Genomic DNA, 16,143 nt, shown 5'->3' on the forward strand with positions numbered 1-16,143 from the left:
TCCCCCCCCCCCCCCCCCCCCCCCCCCTCCCCCCCCCCCCCCCCCCCCCCCCCCCCACACCACCCCCCCCCCCCCCCCCCCCCCCCCCCCCCCCCCCCCCCCCCCCCCCCGGCCCTTTAGCCGGGTGTGGTTCAGGAAGCCGCTTCGGGGGTTTCCCGGCCGTTCCGTGCCGCGTCGCTCGCGGCGCGGTTGCGCGTCGCCAGCTTGCGGAGCCCGCTGACGAGCACGAGCGGCCGTTCCAGTTCCGCTGCCAGTCGGCGGGGCAGCGGGCGGGTGGCGCTGTGCGCGTTGACGGCGACGTTGCGCTTGACCGGCGCCCCGGAGAGGATCTCCGCGGTCATCCGGGCGGTGAGCGCGCCGAACAGCAGCGAGGCGTAGACGAGTTGCGGCACGCTGTAGCCGTCCTCGCCCAGGTGCTCGCTGGCGTTCTTGAGCATCTCCACCGGGATGAACCGGGTGGGGATCACGCGGAAGAGCAGCGTCCAGATGACCGCGTGGTCGACCTGGTGCGCGCTGACCTTGCCGTCGAAGGGCACGGAGCCCTCGCGCCGGTAGTCGTAGAACCGGATGTACTGGGTCCCGGCCATGTCGTACCCCGTCAGCACGGGGACGCGCGCCCGCGCCGCGGCGCGGTGCAGCAGGTACTTGGCCTGCCATCCCGAACGTTCGGTGACGTCGACGCCGTCGATCACCACCGAACATCCCGCGACCAGCTTGTCCGCGTTGTCCTCGGTGATGCCGTCCCGTACGGTCTCGGCCTCGGCGTACGGGTTGATGGCCCGTACGCGCTCCGCGGCCACCTCGGCCTTGTGGCGCCCGATGTCGGCGAACGCGGCGTGCTGCCGGTTGAGGTTGTTCAACTCGAAGCTGCCGGTGTCGGCCATGACGAATTGCTGGACCCCGATGCGAGTCAGCGGCTCCACGGCGGCTCCGCCGGTCGATCCGCACCCGGCGATCAGCAGCCGGGCCTGACCGAGCCGTTGCTGCGTCACGGACGAGATGAAGCCGCGGTTGCGTTCGGTGAACTCCGCGTAGAACGCTTCACGTTCCGAAGCGTCGGACGTCGAAGTGCCGGAGACCGGAGCGTCGGACACCGGAGCGCCGGGCACCGAAGTGTCGGACGCCGAAGTGTCGGACACCGGAGCCTTGGGCTTCGCGGCTTCGGGCTCCGAAGTCACGGGCTCCGAAAGGGCTTTAGGCTCCGAAGTGCCGGATACCGGAGCGTCGGATATTGAAGGGTCGGACACTACGCTGCCACCTCGATGTGCTGTACGGAGCCGGAGAGCTCGGACAACAAGTCCCGTACGGCCTTGAAGGGGGCGTCCGCCGCGGCGGCTCGCTGGACCACGGCGCTGCGGCGGACGGTCTCCTCGGGCGAGGGAAGATGCGCGAGGAAGGGGTACACCTTCTCGCGGGTGACATACATAGGGTGCATGAGTTCCTTCAGCCCGAGGCGTGGTGTCGTCCCGTCCAGCAAGTGGACGTCGAGACCCAGGAGAACCAGGTGGCGCAGCGCCACGTGCTTCTCCACATCGCCGATCAGCATTCTGGTCGTGTAGCGCTCCTGGCAGAGAATCCCCGAGATGCCGGCCAGCAGCCCCAACATGACCCGCAGCCGCATGGTGCGATCGGTGAGAGAGTGCGCCTGCACGAAGCGCTTCACTTCCCGCACGGAATGCGTCGTCAGCTCCTCGGCGGGCTGGAGCAGCGACAACAGCCGCAGATTGTGGGCCTCTTCGCAGGGGAACAGCCTGCGGTCCGGTGCGTCCAGGGGGCGCGGAGCGAGATCCTCACTGTGCGCGAGCGAGACGTAACCGAGAATGCGGCCGGTCTCCTGGTCGGTCGTGATGACGTGGATATCCGACTGGTGAATTCCCTGCACCGGTTCGCAGAAGAGCGAGTTGTCGAAGACGATGTCCTCGCTCGCGTAGCCCGCCCGCAGGTATTCGGAGAGCCGGAAGCCGGCCAGCCCCAGCAGATAGCGCTCGGGTATGGCCTCGGTGGGCGCGGCCGTGGTGATGACGCCCTTGCCGTGGGCGGCCCGGTAGACGAAGGAGTCCGTGCGGTGCAGCCGCCCGGCGAGTCCGCCGAAGCTGAGACCGCTGTGCAGCCGGAGTATGTCCTCGATATAGCGGCGCCGCACACCGCTGTCGGGGCCGGGGCCGGTAACGCTCTCGGCCGGTGCGTCGGGATCGGTGGGACCGGCCGGTCCGACCGGAGCGGCGGGAACAACGGGAACGACCGGATCGGCGGGAGTGGCCGCCGGTGATTCCTCGGTATCGGCGGGAAGGCCCAATGGCACGAGCCAGGGGTGGGCAGAGCCGGCCGCCGGCGGGGACGCCGTGGTCATTTGGTGCTCCTCACGTTGGCGGAGTGAACGGGAAGAACGGCAACGACGAGCGTTGCTGGGCGGGTGCTCAGAAGTCGTCCTCCGCGTACAGGGCCTCGGTGATGGCCAGGGCGAGCACCTCGGGCGTCCCCTCGTAGATGCGGGCGCCGAAGGATTCCCGTACGAACTTCTCCATGCCGTTCTCACGCAGGTAACCGCGCGCCCCCATGAGGGACATCGCCTCCTGCGCCACCTCGATGGCCACCCGGTCGGCGAAGAGCTTCGCGACGGCGGGCTCGTACGAGGGCGCGGGGAGCTCGGTGTCCGCCGCCTGCGCCGCCTTGAGGTACATCAGCCGGGCGGCCTCGACCTTCGACGCCATTTCGGCGAGCTTGCGGGCGGTGAACTGGTGCTTGTGGAGCGGCAGACCGCCCTGCACGCGGTCGGCGCACCAGTCCTTGGCGAGGTCGAAGGCGCCGCGGGCGACGCCCGTCGAGATCGCGGCGACCGTCGCCCGCGCCATGTTCATCTGCTGGATGTTGATGAGCATGCCGTTGCCCTCGCCGCCGACGATGTTCTCGGCGGGGACGCGTACGTCCTCGAACAGCAGCTCGCTGCCCAGGCAGGCGCGGTAGCCCAGCTTGTCGGCGACCGGGCCGCGGGTGACGCCGGGGGAGTCCAGCGGCACGATGAAGGCGGTGAGGCCGGTGGCGCCCGGGTGGCCCTCGATGTTGGCGTACACGCTGCCGAACTCCGCCAGCCGGGCGTTGGTGATGAACCGCTTGCGGCCGGTCAGCAGGTAGCTGTCGCCGTCCCTGCGGGCCTGGACCACGTCGGCGGCGTGCTCGGCGTTCTCCGGGATGAGCAGGTCGCACCCGGCCTGGTCCTCGGTGATCGCGTTGCAGGCCAGGACCGGGTTGTCGCCGGAGAACATCGGCAGGAAGCGGGCCTGGAGGTGCGGGTCGCTGGAGAGCAGCACCGGGGCCTGGCCCAGCAGCGTCGCGCCGAATATGAGGGCGGTGCCGGCGCAGGCCGCCGCGATCTCCTCAAGGGCCACCGCCACGCCGAGCACGCCCAGCCCGAGTCCGCCGTACTCCTTCGGGATCACCAGGCGCAGCAGGCCGGCCTCGTGGCCGAGGCGCACCAGCTCCCAGTCGAAGTCCTCGGCCGGCGCACGGTCGTTGTCCGCGACCCGGGGGCGTACGTCCTTGTCGACGAACTCCCGGACCCGCGCCCGCAGTTCCTGGATCTGCGGCGGTTCCGCGAGGAAGTCGACGGAGGCGCCGTGGAATGCAGTGTCGCTCATTGTTGTCCGTTCATTGTTCCTGGGCATGCGAGGGCATGCCTGGTGCTGTGCCGTGCGGAACCGTCGGCGTGGTGCCGCAAGGCGAAGGGAGATCGCGGCCTGTGGTGCGGCCGGGTTTTCGTGGAGGGACGCGGGCGCGGGGCCCGCTAGACGGGCAGCCCCTCGGCGGCGGCGATCTGGGGGTACTGGTCGAAGGCGGGCTGGAGCAGGGGCACGAACTCCAGCACCTTGGCGACGCTGCCCTTGATCCGCACCTTTCCGGTGGCGAGCGCCACCGGCATCAGCAGCTTGCCCAGCCAGAGGCTGTGCGCGGTGTCGCTGCTCATCTTGATGCGTATCGCGGCGGGCGCCGGGGGAGCGCCGACGTTCACACCGTCCGGCGTGACGTACAGCTCGACGTCGGGCTTCACCTGGATGAGGTGGAGGGAGATCCCGGAGTCGCGCATGCGCTGGGTGAAGGTCTCGTCCTTGAGAAGGATCTTGAACAGGTCGCTGAAGACGCGGACCGCTTTTTCCGACGACTCGAAAACGGGCACGAAGAACTCCTTACGGGCATGGGGGGATGACATGGACTGGCTATGCGCTCGGCCTGATACGGACAGCGGTAAGGCGGCCGCGGTGGCGGAACACAGAGGTGGGGCAGGGGGTATCGCGACGCGGCGCGACGCGATACGAGCCGCGGTATGCGAGATGACGGAATGTCATGAACACCGCACGCGGCTGGGCCGCGACGGCCGTTCACACACAGCGGTTTTGTGGAGGGTGTTATGGCCGAGCGGCTCCGGTAAGAGAATCCGGCACCGCGCGACGTGAAGATCGGCGAAGTGACCGCGAGCGGCCTCGAAGAGGCGCTGCGGGGTGAGGGTGAGGGTGCGTACGAGCAAGAAAGGAATGGGCGCGATGGCGTGCCGCGGGGGGCGTCGGCGCTGCCACGGAGGAATCCGCGGCGGCCGCGCGACGGGCTACGGTCGCGGGTTTCGCTGTCGCGACGAACATACCGCCATTACGGCGGCACGACGAAGCGGCGACGGCGAATGTGGGGGGCTATGTCGCGTGTCGGTCAGGGCGAGCATCCGGTGAGCGGACAGCTCCGTGTTGGGGCACGGACGTCCAAGCAGCGGTTCGATGGCTTGAGCCGCAGGAGCACGGGTGGTGCGATCCCCCGATCGTGACGAATTCCGGATGACACAGACGGTGACACGTGTTTCCCCTTGGTGATTCCCCGTTTGGCGCGTTGAGGCCAGGTAACCCACCGGTGGTCGGTCACACCGGCCGTCGCGCGCGGCAGTCGCGCTGAACCTGCCCCGGGTTCTGACTAAGAGTCGGTTTCCGACTTTAGGTTACTCAAGAAGCGTGCCAGGTGCATACCTTTCAAGTCAAGAAAGGTCCGCCGGACGGGGAGGCAGCCGTTCCGTGCCCAATCGGGCATGCGAGGGCAGGCCCAAGGGCATTGCGGGCAAGGGGAGTTCACATCGCATACACATGAGGGGCGAGGTCGTGAAAAAAGCGCCGCCCCGAGCCTTCGTCGGGGCGGCGCCTTTTCGTACGGCGTTATTTGGCGGGGATTCGCCCGCCGTTGAGGCGTTCGGAGGTTGAACGCGGGTATGGCTCGCGGGCGTTGCTCAGCGGCCGGGCGCGTACGGGGCGAGGGCGGTCCAGGCGGCGGGGGACGACGGCGAGTTGGGGGCCCTGCCCGTCCTTGGAGCCCCGGATGTGGACAGTGCGTGGACAGGCGCGGACTTCGAGGCAGGCGCCGCCTTCGCCGCCGCTGTGAGAGGACTGGCTCCAACTGGTGGAGACTTCTGCACGCTTCTCCACCCCCTCGCCGTCGCTGTGGCTCGATTTGTTCCCGTCCACGGAGACTTCTCCATACTCGCCGCCGCTGTAGCCGCTTTTGCGCCAGGCGAGTTCGGGGACGCTGTGCACGGAACCTTCAGTGTGCGTAGTTCTCCCGGCATCTTCTCGATCAGGATCGGCGACTCGTAGGGCGTGAGTGGCTGAGCTCGGATGGCCCCAAAGTGAGCAGCGATGGGGCAGGCGGGCCTCTCGTGCGCCAGTGATCAGCCGGTTTCACCTCTGGATCTTCATGTATGCCATCCGAGACCGCCTCTTGGGGGGCATGAAGATGAACGGGCCATCCATTTTCGGGTGGTCCTCACGGCGGCTCGGCATCACCTGGAGTTCAACGGTCCGTAGTCGACCGAGGCGCAAAGCTCGGCGCGACTTCAGGAGGCGGGGACGGGCCGCAGTCGGTACGTGTCCGCGTGGGCGACCACGTGACCGGCGGTGGGCGGGGCGAAGTGGGTGCCGAGGAGAAGGGTGTTCGTGCCGGCGAGGGAGCCGAGCAGCTTGCGCCGCGTGGCCTCGGACTGCCGCGGGTCGATGTCGACGCAGGCGCCGATGGCGGGGTGGGCGAGCTGGACGGGGTGGTGGACGCAGTCCCCGGAGATCAGCGCCGTTTCACCCTGGCTGGTCAGTTCCACCGCGACGTGGCCGGGGGTGTGGCCGGGGGTCGGGATCAAGCGGAGTCCCGGGGCGATCTCGGCGCCCTCGGGCGGGACGTCGATCGCGTGCAGCAGGCCGGCCTGCTCGACCGGGATCACGGAGTCGCGGAACATCTGCTCGCGCGCCTCCTCCATGTCGTACGCGGCCCAGAACTCCCGTTCGGTGCGTGTGGTGAGGTAGCGGGCGTTGGGGAAGGTGGGGACCCATTCGCCGTTCACCTGCCGGGTGTTCCAGCCGACGTGGTCGGCGTGCAGGTGGGTGAGGACCACCAGGTCGACGGAGTCCGGAGGGAAGCCGGCGGCGGTGAGGCGCTCCAGGAAGTCGGTCCGCAGGTTGTGCCAGGCCGGGTTGGCCCGCTCCTTGCCGTTGCCGATGCCGGTGTCGACCAGAACGCGCAGCCCGTCCACGACGAACGCGAAGCTGTGGCTGTCGAGGTGCAGGATGCCGTCGTGCCCGGCGAAGTGGGGGCGCAGCCAGTCCTGGGCGGTCACCACCTCAGGGGTGGCGTCGGGCAGCAGCCAGGGCCCGGTCGCGGGCGGCAGGGCGACTTCGTCGACGCGGTGGACGGTGACGCCGCCCACGGTCCAGGAGGGGATGAGGGGGGCGGGGGAGGTGCGCATGGTCTGTCGTTTCCTTCGCTCTTCGGCGGGGTGGTCGGCTTCGGGGCGGGCTGCTCCGTGCCGTGGTGCGGCGAGTGTCACCAGGGCTGCCTCGGTGGGGAGGGCGGTGAGGGCGCCGTCGGCGGGTGAGGCGGGTGAGGCGGCCCCTGGTCCGCGCTGTGCGCGGGTGTGCCGGTCGCGGCGACGGCCATGGGGGGCTCCTTCCGTAAACGCAACGTGTTTGCTTTAAGGAACCGTAGGACCTACAGTCGAGTTAAAGCAAACCGTTAGCTTTTGGAGCGGGGCAGTTCATTGCCACGCCCCCTGATCGGGAGAAGAGCCGTGTCCTCCGCCGAACTCATGCCGCCCGAGGCCGCCCGCTGGGCCGCCCGTGCCGGACTTCCACTGCCCGATGGCCGCCACACCGCGGTCGCGGCCACCGCCGACCACATCCACTCCGTCGTCGCGGTCCTGCGCGAGCTGGACTTCGGCGACATCCCGCCCGCAGGCGCCTACCGCGCGGAAAAGGAGAACCACGATGCAACCGTATGAGCTGTCCCTCGCCGCCGCGGCGCGGCAGATCCGGGCCCGGCGACTGTCCCCCGTCGAGCTGGTGGACTCGGTCCTCGACCGCATCGACGAGGTGGACCCCCGCGTCGAGGCCTACGTCGCGGTCACCGCGGAGCAGGCCCGCGGCGCGGCGCGCGAGGCCGAGCGGGAAGCGGCCGGCGGCGTGTTCCGGGGGCCGCTGCACGGCGTCCCGGCCGGGCTCAAGGACCTGATCGACGTCGCCGGTTCGCCCACCACCGCCAGTTCCCGGGTCCGGGCCGGCCACCGCGCGGCCGCCGACAGCACGGTCGCCGCCCGGCTGCGGGCCGCGGGCTCCGTCCTGGTCGGCAAGACCCACACCCACGAGTTCGCCTACGGTCTGACCACCCCGCAGACCGGCAACGCCTGGGACCGCGGCCGGGTCGCGGGAGGCTCCAGCGGCGGGTCCGCCGTCGCGGTGGCCGCCGGGGCGGCGACCTTCGCCCTCGGCACCGACACCGGCGGGTCGATCCGGGTCCCCGCCGCACTGAACGGGGTCGTCGGCCTCAAGCCGACCTACGGACTGGTGCCTCGCCACGGCGTCACGTCCCTGTCCTGGTCACTGGACCACGTCGGCCCGGTCACCCGCACCGTCGAGGACGCGGCCCTGGTCCTGACCGTCCTCGCCGGACACGACCCGCGCGACCCCGCCTCGCTGGACATCCCCGCCGTCGACCACCGGCCGGAACAGGAGCCGGACCTGACAGGCGTGCGCGTCGGAGTGCCGCGCAACTACTACTTCGACCATGTCGACACGGAGGTGGAGGCCGCCGTCCGCCGGGGCATCGCGCGACTGGAGGCGCTCGGCGCCCGCCTCGTCGAGATCGACATCCCGATGACCCGGTACATCCAGGCCACCCAGTGGGGGCTGATGGTGCCGGAGGCCACCGCGTACCACGAGGGCACTCTGCGTACGGTCCCCGAGCTGTACCAGGATGACGTCCGCATCCTCCTGGAGGCCGGCGAGCTGATGGGCGCGGGCGACTATCTGCGGGCCCAGCGCTCCCGGACGCTGATGCGGGAGGAGTGGGCCCGCGTCCTGGAGCAGGTCGACGTGATCGCCGCCCCCGCGGTCCCGATGACCGCGGTGAAGGCCGGTCAGGAGACCGTCACTTGGTCCGACGGCTCGGTCGAGGCCGTCTCCGACGCTTACGTGCGCCTCTCCTCCCCGGCCAACATCACCGGAGTGCCCGCTCTGTCCGTCCCGGTGGGCCACGACACGGCGGGCATGCCGATCGGCATGCAGCTGCTCGGGCGGCCCTTCGGCGAGCGGGAGCTGCTGCGGGTGGGCCACGCCTACGAGCTGACGCAGTCCGCCCGCTCGCTCGCGCCCGCCGCGTGAGAGCGGCCGGCGGGCCGGGGCGGCCCGCCACGGCGTTCGGCCCCGGCCGGGATCAGGGCAGCCAGGAGCGCGCGACGGGGAGGCCGGAGAGGGGTCTGGCGCGGCTGTCGAGCCACGCGCCCCTCCCTAAAAGCAATGACTGTGCTTTAAGGTGGTGTCATGAGCCGCAAGCAGATGGTGCGCCCCGGCGGGCGCAGCGCTCGGGTCCAGGCGTCGGTGCACACCGCTGTCCGCGAAATCCTGTCGGAGCGGGGGCGCGACGCGCTGACCGTACCGCTGGTCGCCCAGCGCGCCGGAGTCACCCCCTCGACGATCTACCGCCGCTGGGGCGACTTGCAGGAGCTGCTGTCGGACGTCGCGGTGGAGCGGCTGAGGCCCGACATGGCGCCGGAGGGCCACGGCGACCTGAAGTCCGATCTGACGGCCTGGGCCGAGCAGTTCCTCGACGACATGTCGTTCACCTCGGGCCGCGCCTACATCCGTGACGCTCTGCTCGGCGACCCGGACGGCAGCAACGCCGGCCAGTGCTCGGCCTACGCGGCCGAACAGATCGACGTGATCCTCGCTCGCGCGACCGACCGTGAGGAGGGCGTTCCCGAGGTCGAGACGGCGATGGACCGCATCGTCGCCCCCATGATGTACCGCATCCTCTTCCGCCCGGCCGGGCTCGACGCCGCGTACGCCCGTCGGCTCGTGACCGAGCTCCTCGGCGCGGACGAAAGGGCCGGCCGATGACCCGGTGACCCGGTCACAGGCGCCGCGGGTACAGTCCCGGCGGACCGCGCACCGCGAAGGCCGCGGTTTGCGGCCGGAGTTGAGCCGCGGCTGGAGTCGACCTGTGGCTGGAGTCGACCTGCGGCCGGAGTCGACCTGCGGTCGGAATTCCAGAGGCGCCGCCGTGCGGTTGGCGATGGGCGTCCGGTGCCAGGTGGCGCGGCCGGTCGGGATGCCGACGCTGATGGCGGCTTGGTAACCGGCCCTGTCGACGACGCCGTTGGCGTTGCGTCTGGAGAGGGCGCGCTTGACGACGCGTGGCCGGGTGCGGATCCGCCGGGCGGGCATGAATCGGGCCGGAGTCCGGCGCCCGATGGCGCAGACGAGGTCGACCGCCGTGTTGATGGCGCCCGCGGCTCGAAGCGGCCGCCGAACCCCCGCCCGTACATCACGCCCGGTCGACGCCCCGCGGCGACCTCCAGGACCAGGTCCCGCAGGCGGTCTGCCGGCCCTGAGGCGGCACGTCGACCGCTCGGCCAAGGCTGCGAGGCGAACCACTGCCGGTACTGGTCCTAGAAGACCGACTCCGCCTCGTTCATCCGGTTCTCCGGAACCGTCTTCAGCTCCGTCACCGCCTCCGCCAGCGGCACCATCGCGATGTCCGTGCCGCGCAGCGCCGTCATGTTGCCGAAGTCGCCGCGGTGGGCCGCCTCGACGGCGTGCCAGCCGAAGCGGGTGGCGAGGACGCGGTCGTACGCGGTGGGGGTGCCGCCGCGCTGGACGTGGCCGAGGATGACGGGGCGGGCCTCCTTGCCGAGGCGCTCCTCCAGTTCCACGGCCAGCCGGGTGCCGATGCCCGCGAAGCGCTCGTGGCCGAACTGGTCGATGGCGCCCTTCTCGTAGTCCATCGAGCCCTCGGCGGGGTGCGCGCCCTCGGCGACGCAGATGACCGCGAACTTCTTGCCGCGGGAGAAGCGCTCCTCGACCAGCTTCACCAGGTCGTCCACCTGGAAGCGGCGCTCCGGCAGGCAGATGCCGTGCGCGCCGCCGGCCATGCCGGACTCCAGGGCGATCCACCCCGCGTGCCGCCCCATGACCTCCACGACCATGACGCGCTGGTGCGACTCGGCGGTGGTCTTGAGGCGGTCGATGGCCTCGGTGGCGACGCCGACGGCGGTGTCGAAGCCGAAGGTGCGGTCGGTGGCGGAGATGTCGTTGTCGATGGTCTTCGGGACGCCGACCACCGGGACGCCCGCGTCGGAGAGCATCCGGGCCGCGGTCAGGGTGCCCTCGCCGCCGATGGGGATCAGGACGTCGATGCCGTACGCGCGGGAGAAGTCCTGGGCGCTCTCGCACGCCTCGCGCAGCCGGTCGCGCTCCAGGCGGGCGGAGCCGAGGATGGTGCCGCCGCGGGCCAGGATGCCGCTGACCGCGTCGAGGTCGAGCTTGCGGAACCGACCGTCGAGGAGGCCCTTGAAGCCGTCCTCGAAGCCGATGACCTCGTCGCCGTGGCCGACGAGCGCCCGGTGTACCACCGACCGGATGACAGCGTTGAGGCCGGGGCAGTCGCCGCCTGCGGTGAGAACTCCGATGCGCATCGTGCTGTGTCTCCTGCTCGCTACCGGTACATGTGAGCCGGTCTGATTGTTTCATGACCCAGGTGGTACCGCTGCCCCCACCTCTCACTGCGCCCTATCCAGGGGCGCGGGTATTGTCAAGAGGGCAAGCCCGCCATACCGGGTGTTTTTGCCCAGAAAACCGGCAAAAGCGCAGGAGCTGGACCGAGATGGATCAAGGAGAGCACGCGTGACGCGCAGCGTATACGTGACCGGGATCGACCGCGGCGACGGCCGGCAGGTCGTCGAGCTCGGAGTCATGGAGCTCCTGACCCGCCATGTGGACCGAGTGGGCATCTTCCGCCCCCTCCTGCACGACGGCCCCGACCGCCTCTTCGATCTGCTGCGGTCCCGCTACCGGCTCGGCCAGACCCCGGAGGCGGCCTCCGGAATGACGTACGCGGAAGCCACCGCGATCCAGGCCGAGCAGGGCACCGACGAGCTGGTCTCCCAGCTCGTCGAGCGCTTTCTCGCGGTCGGCCGCGAGTACGAGTACGTGCTGGTGCTCGGCACCGACTACGGCGCCACCAACCTCCCCGACGAACTGGCGCTCAACGCCCGGCTCGCCAACGAGTTCGGCGCCTTCGTCGTCCCCGTCGTCGGCGGCCAGGACCAGAGCGCGGAGTCCGTGCGGTCGGAGGCCCGCAACGCCTACCGCGCCTACGAGGCGCTCGGCTGCGACGTCGTCGCCGTGGTCGTCAACCGGGTCGCGCCCGACGACCGTACGGCCATCGTCGAACGGCTCGCCGCCCGGCTGCCCGTGCCCTGCTACGCGCTGCCCGAGGACGGCTCGCTCTCCGCGCCCACCGTCGCCCAGATCGTGCAGGCCCTCGACGCCGAGGTGCTGCTGGGCGACGCCGCCGGGCTCGCCCGCGACGTACGGAACTTCGTCTTCGGCGGCGCCATGCTGCCCACCTTCCTCAAGGCGCTCACCGACGGCTGCATGGTGGTCACCCCCGGGGACCGCGCCGACCTCATCGTCGGCGCGCTCGCCGCGCACAGCGCCGGGGCGCCGCCGATAGCCGGCGTGGTGCTCACCCTCGACGAGCGCCCCGGCCCCGACATCCTGGCGCTGGCCTCCCGGCTCGCCCCCGGCACGCCCGTCGTCTCGGTGCCGGGCGGCTCCTTCCCCACCGCCGAGCAGCTGTTCTCGATCGAGGGCAAGCTCGACGCCGCCTCGCCGCGCAAGGCCGAGACCGCCCTCGGACTCTTCGAGCGGCACGTGGACACGGCGGAGTTGACGCAGCGCATCTCGGTGGCCCGGTCCGGCCGGGTCACCCCGATGATGTTCGAGCACGAGCTGATCGAGCGGTCCCGCGCCGGACGCCGCCGGGTGGTGCTGCCCGAGGGCACCGAGGAGCGCGTACTGCGCGCGGCCGACGTGCTGCTGCGCCGCGACGTCTGCGATCTGACGCTGCTCGGCGAGGAGGCCGCGATCCGCAAGCGCGCCGCCGAACTCTCCATCGACCTCGGCGACGCGCGGCTCATCGACCCGCACACCTCCCCGCTGCGCGAGCGGTTCGCCGAGCTGTACGCCCAACTGCGGGCGCACAAGGGCATCAGCTACGAGCTGTCCTACGACGTCGTCGCCGACGTCTCCTACTTCGGCACGCTCATGGTCCAGGAGGGCCTGGCCGACGGCATGGTCTCCGGCGCGGCGCACTCCACCGCGGCCACCATCCGGCCCGCCTTCGAGATCATCAAGACCAAGCCGGGCGCGCAGATCGTCTCGTCCGTCTTCTTCATGTGCCTCGCCGACCGGGTGCTCGTCTACGGCGACTGCGCCGTCAACCCCGACCCCGACGCCGAGCAGCTCGCGGACATCGCCATCCAGTCGGCCGCCACCGCCGCCCGGTTCGGCGTCGAGCCGCGGATCGCGATGCTGTCGTACTCCACTGGCACCTCCGGCTCCGGCGCGGACGTCGACAAGGTCCGCCAGGCGACCGAGCTGGTCCGCGAGCGCCGCCCGGACCTGCTGGTGGAGGGGCCGATCCAGTACGACGCGGCCGTCGACGCGGCGGTCGCGCGCACCAAGCTGCCGGAGTCGAAGGTGGCGGGCCGGGCCACGGTGCTGATCTTCCCGGACCTGAACACCGGCAACAACACGTACAAGGCCGTACAGCGCTCCGCGGGCGCCGTCGCCGTCGGCCCGGTCCTCCAGGGGCTGCGCAAGCCGGTCAACGACCTCTCCCGCGGCGCGCTGGTACAGGACATCGTGAACACCGTCGCCATCACGGCCGTACAGGCCCAGGGCGAGCGGCCGTAGCCGCCGCGAGGAACCAGCCGCCCACCCACGCCTACCGGAAAGCCCGCCCATGACTGCGAACGCCGGCGCCGACGCCGACGCCACCCACGTGCTCGTCCTCAACTCCGGCTCCTCCTCGGTCAAATACCAGCTGCTCGACATGGCCGACAGCGCCCGGCTGGCCACCGGGCTGGTGGAGCGCATCGGCGAGGAGACCTCCCGGCTGACGCACTCCCCGCTCGCCACGGGAGGCGCCAAGCGCGAGCGCAACCAGCCCATCGCGGACCACGAGGAGGCGCTGCGGGCCGTCACCGAGGAGCTGTCCGCGGACGGGCTGGGGCTCGACTCGCCGAAGCTCGCCGCGATCGGCCACCGCGTCGTGCACGGCGGGCAGCGGTTCAGCGGGCCGACCGTGATCGACCGGGAGGTGATGGCGGAGATCGAGCGGCTGATCCCCGTCGCGCCGCTGCACAACCCGGCCAACATCACCGGCATCCGCACGGCCATGGGGCTCCGCCCGGACCTGCCGCAGGTCGCGGTCTTCGACACCGCCTTCCACACCACGATGCCGGAGCACGCGGCGCGCTACGCCATCGACGTCGAGACCGCCGACGCGCACCGCATCCGCCGCTACGGCTTCCACGGCACCTCGCACGCGTACGTCTCCCGCGAGACCGCCAAGCTGCTGGGCAAGGACCCGGCCGACGTCAACGTCATCGTGCTGCACCTCGGCAACGGGGCCTCCGCCTCCGCGGTCGAGGGCGGCCGGTGCGTCGACACCTCGATGGGGCTGACGCCTTTGGAGGGGCTCGTGATGGGTACGCGCTCCGGTGACATCGATCCCGCGGTCACCTTCCATCTGCGGCGGGTGGCCGGGATGAGCGTCGACGAGGTCGATGAGCTGCTCAACAAGAAGAGCGGCCTGATCGGCCTCTGCGGCGACAACGACATGCGCGAGATCGGCCGCCGGATGGGCGAGGGCGACCGCGCCGCACAGCTCGCCTTCGAGATCTACGTGCACCGGCTGCGCAAGTATGTGGGCGCGTACACCGCGGTGCTCGGGCGGGTGGACGCCATCGCGTTCACGGCGGGCGTGGGCGAGAACTCCGCGGCCGTCCGGGAAGCGTCGCTGCGCGGCCTGGACGGGCTCGGTATCGAGGTGGACGCGGTGCGCAACTCCGTGCGCGGCTCCTCGGCGCGGCTGATCTCGGCGGACGGCAGCCGGGTCGCGGTCGCCGTGGTCCCCACCGACGAAGAGCTGGAGATCGCCACCCAGACGTACGCCCTGGTCAGCGCCTAGGCATTGGCTTAACCCCCACTGAATTATTCCGCTCCGAAACAAACCGATAGGATCAGCTTTATGCGCCGTTCCAAAATCGTCTGCACCCTGGGCCCCGCCGCCGACTCCTACGATCAGCTCAAGTCGCTGATCGAGGCCGGCATGAACGTGGCCCGCTTCAACTTCAGCCACGGGACCCAGTCGGACCACGAGGAGCGGTACCACCGCGTCCGCAAGGCCGCCGAGGAGAGCGGCCGCGCGGTCGGCGTCCTCGCCGACCTCCAGGGCCCCAAGATCCGCCTGGAGACCTTCGCCGACGGCCCCGTCGAGCTGGTGCGCGGTGACGAGTTCACCATCACCACCGAAGACGTCCCCGGTGACAAGACGATCTGCGGCACCACGTACAAGGGCCTGCCGGGCGACGTCTCCAAGGGCGACCAGGTCCTGATCAACGACGGCAACGTCGAGCTGCGGGTCACCGAGGTCGACGGCCCGCGGGTCAAGACGATCGTCATCGAGGGCGGTGTGATCTCCGACCACAAGGGCATCAACCTGCCCGGCGCGGCGGTCAACGTGCCCGCGCTGGCCGAGAAGGACATCGAGGACCTGCGGTTCGCGCTGCGGATGGGCTGCGACATGGTCGCGCTCTCCTTCGTGCGCAACGCCGACGACGTCCGCGACGTGCACCGCGTCATGGACGAGGTCGGCCGCCGGGTGCCGGTGATCGCCAAGGTCGAGAAGCCGCAGGCCGTCGAGAACATGGAGGCCGTCGTCGCGGCGTTCGACGCCATCATGGTCGCCCGCGGCGACCTGGCCGTCGAGTACCCGCTGGAGAAGGTCCCGATGGTGCAGAAGCGCCTCGTGGACATGTGCCGCCGCAACGCCAAGCCGGTGATCGTCGCGACCCAGATGATGGAGTCGATGATCACCAACTCGCGGCCGACGCGCGCCGAGGCGTCCGACGTCGCCAACGCCATCCTCGACGGCGCGGACGCGGTCATGCTCTCCGCCGAGTCGAGCGTCGGCGCGTACCCGATCGAGACCGTCAAGACGATGTCCCGCATCGTCGAGGCGGCCGAGGAAGAGCTGCTCTCGCGCGGCCTCCAGCCGCTGGTCCCGGGCAAGAAGCCGCGCACGCAGGGCGGCTCGGTCGCCCGCGCCGCGTGCGAGATCGCCGACTTCCTGGGCGCGACCGCGCTGGTCGCCTTCACCCAGTCCGGCGACACCGCCCGCCGCCTCTCCCGCTACCGCGCGGCCCAGCCGATCCTGGCCTTCACCACCGACGCGGACACCCGCAACCAGCTGACGCTGAGCTGGGGCATCGAGACGTACGTCGTGCCGCACGTCGACAACACCGACGCCATGGTCGACCTCGTCGACGCCGAGCTGCTCAAGCTCAAGCGCTACAACGAGGGCGACACCATGATCATCACCGCTGGTTCGCCCCCCGGCGTCCCCGGCACCACCAACATGGTCCGGGTGCACCACCTCGGCGGCCAGAAGGGCTGACGCGGAACGACCGGTACGGGGGGGGGGGGGGGGGGGGGGGGGGGGGGGGGGGGGGGGGGGGGGGGGGGGGGGGGGGGGGGGGGGGGGGGGGGGGGGGGGGGGGGGGGGGGG

13 protein-coding genes are annotated in these 16,143 nt (G+C 70.9%); 6 read left to right on the forward strand and 7 right to left on the reverse strand.

Annotated elements, in window-relative coordinates:
- Positions 1–131: 131 nt before the first annotated feature.
- The 6 genes from AC07AB_RS34730 to AC07AB_RS34755 form a co-directional block, all read right to left on the reverse strand.
- Positions 132–1,139, reverse strand: coding sequence for a HesA/MoeB/ThiF family protein (locus AC07AB_RS34730; protein WP_478575701.1), 1,008 nt, complete (start codon positions 1,137–1,139; stop codon positions 132–134).
- Positions 1,140–1,246: 107 nt separating this feature from the next.
- Positions 1,247–2,350, reverse strand: a complete 1,104-nt coding sequence (locus tag AC07AB_RS34735) for a hypothetical protein (RefSeq protein WP_478575704.1) — start codon at positions 2,348–2,350, stop codon at positions 1,247–1,249.
- 67 nt (positions 2,351–2,417) lie between these two features.
- On the reverse strand, positions 2,418–3,635 hold the full coding sequence (locus AC07AB_RS34740) for an acyl-CoA dehydrogenase family protein (protein ID WP_478575706.1): 1,218 nt from the start codon (positions 3,633–3,635) through the stop codon (positions 2,418–2,420).
- A gap of 146 nt (positions 3,636–3,781) precedes the next feature.
- Complete coding sequence (locus tag AC07AB_RS34745) at positions 3,782–4,171, reverse strand: SCP2 sterol-binding domain-containing protein (RefSeq protein WP_478575708.1); 390 nt, start codon at positions 4,169–4,171, stop codon at positions 3,782–3,784.
- Between the two features lie 1,015 nt (positions 4,172–5,186).
- Positions 5,187–5,561: a DUF397 domain-containing protein gene (locus tag AC07AB_RS34750; protein WP_478575710.1), complete on the reverse strand. Its 375-nt coding sequence runs from the start codon at positions 5,559–5,561 to the stop codon at positions 5,187–5,189.
- Between the two features lie 299 nt (positions 5,562–5,860).
- Positions 5,861–6,760, reverse strand: a complete 900-nt coding sequence (locus tag AC07AB_RS34755) for an MBL fold metallo-hydrolase (RefSeq protein WP_478575711.1) — start codon at positions 6,758–6,760, stop codon at positions 5,861–5,863.
- A 321-nt stretch (positions 6,761–7,081) separates the two neighbouring features.
- Between AC07AB_RS34755 and AC07AB_RS34760 the strand changes: the two genes are divergently transcribed.
- From AC07AB_RS34760 to AC07AB_RS34770, 3 genes are all read left to right on the forward strand, one after another.
- The gene (locus AC07AB_RS34760; RefSeq protein ID WP_478575713.1) at positions 7,082–7,291 is read left to right on the forward strand and encodes a hypothetical protein; all 210 of its coding nucleotides are present in this window, start codon (positions 7,082–7,084) and stop codon (positions 7,289–7,291) included.
- Entirely contained in the window at positions 7,278–8,669 is a 1,392-nt protein-coding gene (locus AC07AB_RS34765) for an amidase (RefSeq protein ID WP_478575715.1), read from the forward strand. The genes AC07AB_RS34760 and AC07AB_RS34765 overlap by 14 nt, the downstream gene beginning before the upstream one ends.
- A gap of 159 nt (positions 8,670–8,828) precedes the next feature.
- The gene (locus AC07AB_RS34770) at positions 8,829–9,404 is read left to right on the forward strand and encodes a TetR/AcrR family transcriptional regulator (RefSeq protein ID WP_478575717.1); all 576 of its coding nucleotides are present in this window, start codon (positions 8,829–8,831) and stop codon (positions 9,402–9,404) included.
- 551 nt (positions 9,405–9,955) lie between these two features.
- On the opposite strand, the gene AC07AB_RS34775 is transcribed toward AC07AB_RS34770, so the two are convergent.
- Positions 9,956–10,981 (reverse strand): ATP-dependent 6-phosphofructokinase, encoded by a 1,026-nt coding sequence (locus AC07AB_RS34775; protein ID WP_478575718.1) that lies wholly within the window; start codon positions 10,979–10,981, stop codon positions 9,956–9,958.
- A 208-nt stretch (positions 10,982–11,189) separates the two neighbouring features.
- Between AC07AB_RS34775 and pta the strand changes: the two genes are divergently transcribed.
- The 3 genes from pta to pyk are packed head-to-tail and all read left to right on the forward strand — an operon-like array spanning position 11,190 to position 16,032.
- Complete coding sequence (gene pta, locus AC07AB_RS34780; RefSeq protein ID WP_478575719.1) at positions 11,190–13,265, forward strand: phosphate acetyltransferase; 2,076 nt, start codon at positions 11,190–11,192, stop codon at positions 13,263–13,265.
- Positions 13,266–13,314: 49 nt separating this feature from the next.
- On the forward strand, positions 13,315–14,544 hold the full coding sequence (locus AC07AB_RS34785) for an acetate kinase (protein ID WP_478575720.1): 1,230 nt from the start codon (positions 13,315–13,317) through the stop codon (positions 14,542–14,544).
- A gap of 60 nt (positions 14,545–14,604) precedes the next feature.
- Complete coding sequence (pyk, locus tag AC07AB_RS34790; protein WP_478575722.1) at positions 14,605–16,032, forward strand: pyruvate kinase; 1,428 nt, start codon at positions 14,605–14,607, stop codon at positions 16,030–16,032.
- The last annotated feature ends 111 nt before the right edge of the window (positions 16,033–16,143 follow it).

It is taken from the genome of Streptomyces sp. NPDC044033 (assembly GCF_056434425.1).

Coding starts and splice junctions, on each gene's coding strand:
- AC07AB_RS34735 (WP_478575704.1), bottom strand. CDS start 2,350: ATGACCACGGCGTCCCCGCCGGCGGCCGGCTCTGCCCACCCCTGGCTC.
- AC07AB_RS34740 (WP_478575706.1), bottom strand. CDS start 3,635: ATGAGCGACACTGCATTCCACGGCGCCTCCGTCGACTTCCTCGCGGAA.
- AC07AB_RS34755 (WP_478575711.1), bottom strand. CDS start 6,760: ATGCGCACCTCCCCCGCCCCCCTCATCCCCTCCTGGACCGTGGGCGGC.
- AC07AB_RS34765 (WP_478575715.1), top strand. CDS start 7,278: ATGCAACCGTATGAGCTGTCCCTCGCCGCCGCGGCGCGGCAGATCCGG.
- AC07AB_RS34770 (WP_478575717.1), top strand. CDS start 8,829: ATGAGCCGCAAGCAGATGGTGCGCCCCGGCGGGCGCAGCGCTCGGGTC.
- AC07AB_RS34775 (WP_478575718.1), bottom strand. CDS start 10,981: ATGCGCATCGGAGTTCTCACCGCAGGCGGCGACTGCCCCGGCCTCAAC.
- AC07AB_RS34785 (WP_478575720.1), top strand. CDS start 13,315: ATGACTGCGAACGCCGGCGCCGACGCCGACGCCACCCACGTGCTCGTC.
- pyk (WP_478575722.1), top strand. CDS start 14,605: ATGCGCCGTTCCAAAATCGTCTGCACCCTGGGCCCCGCCGCCGACTCC.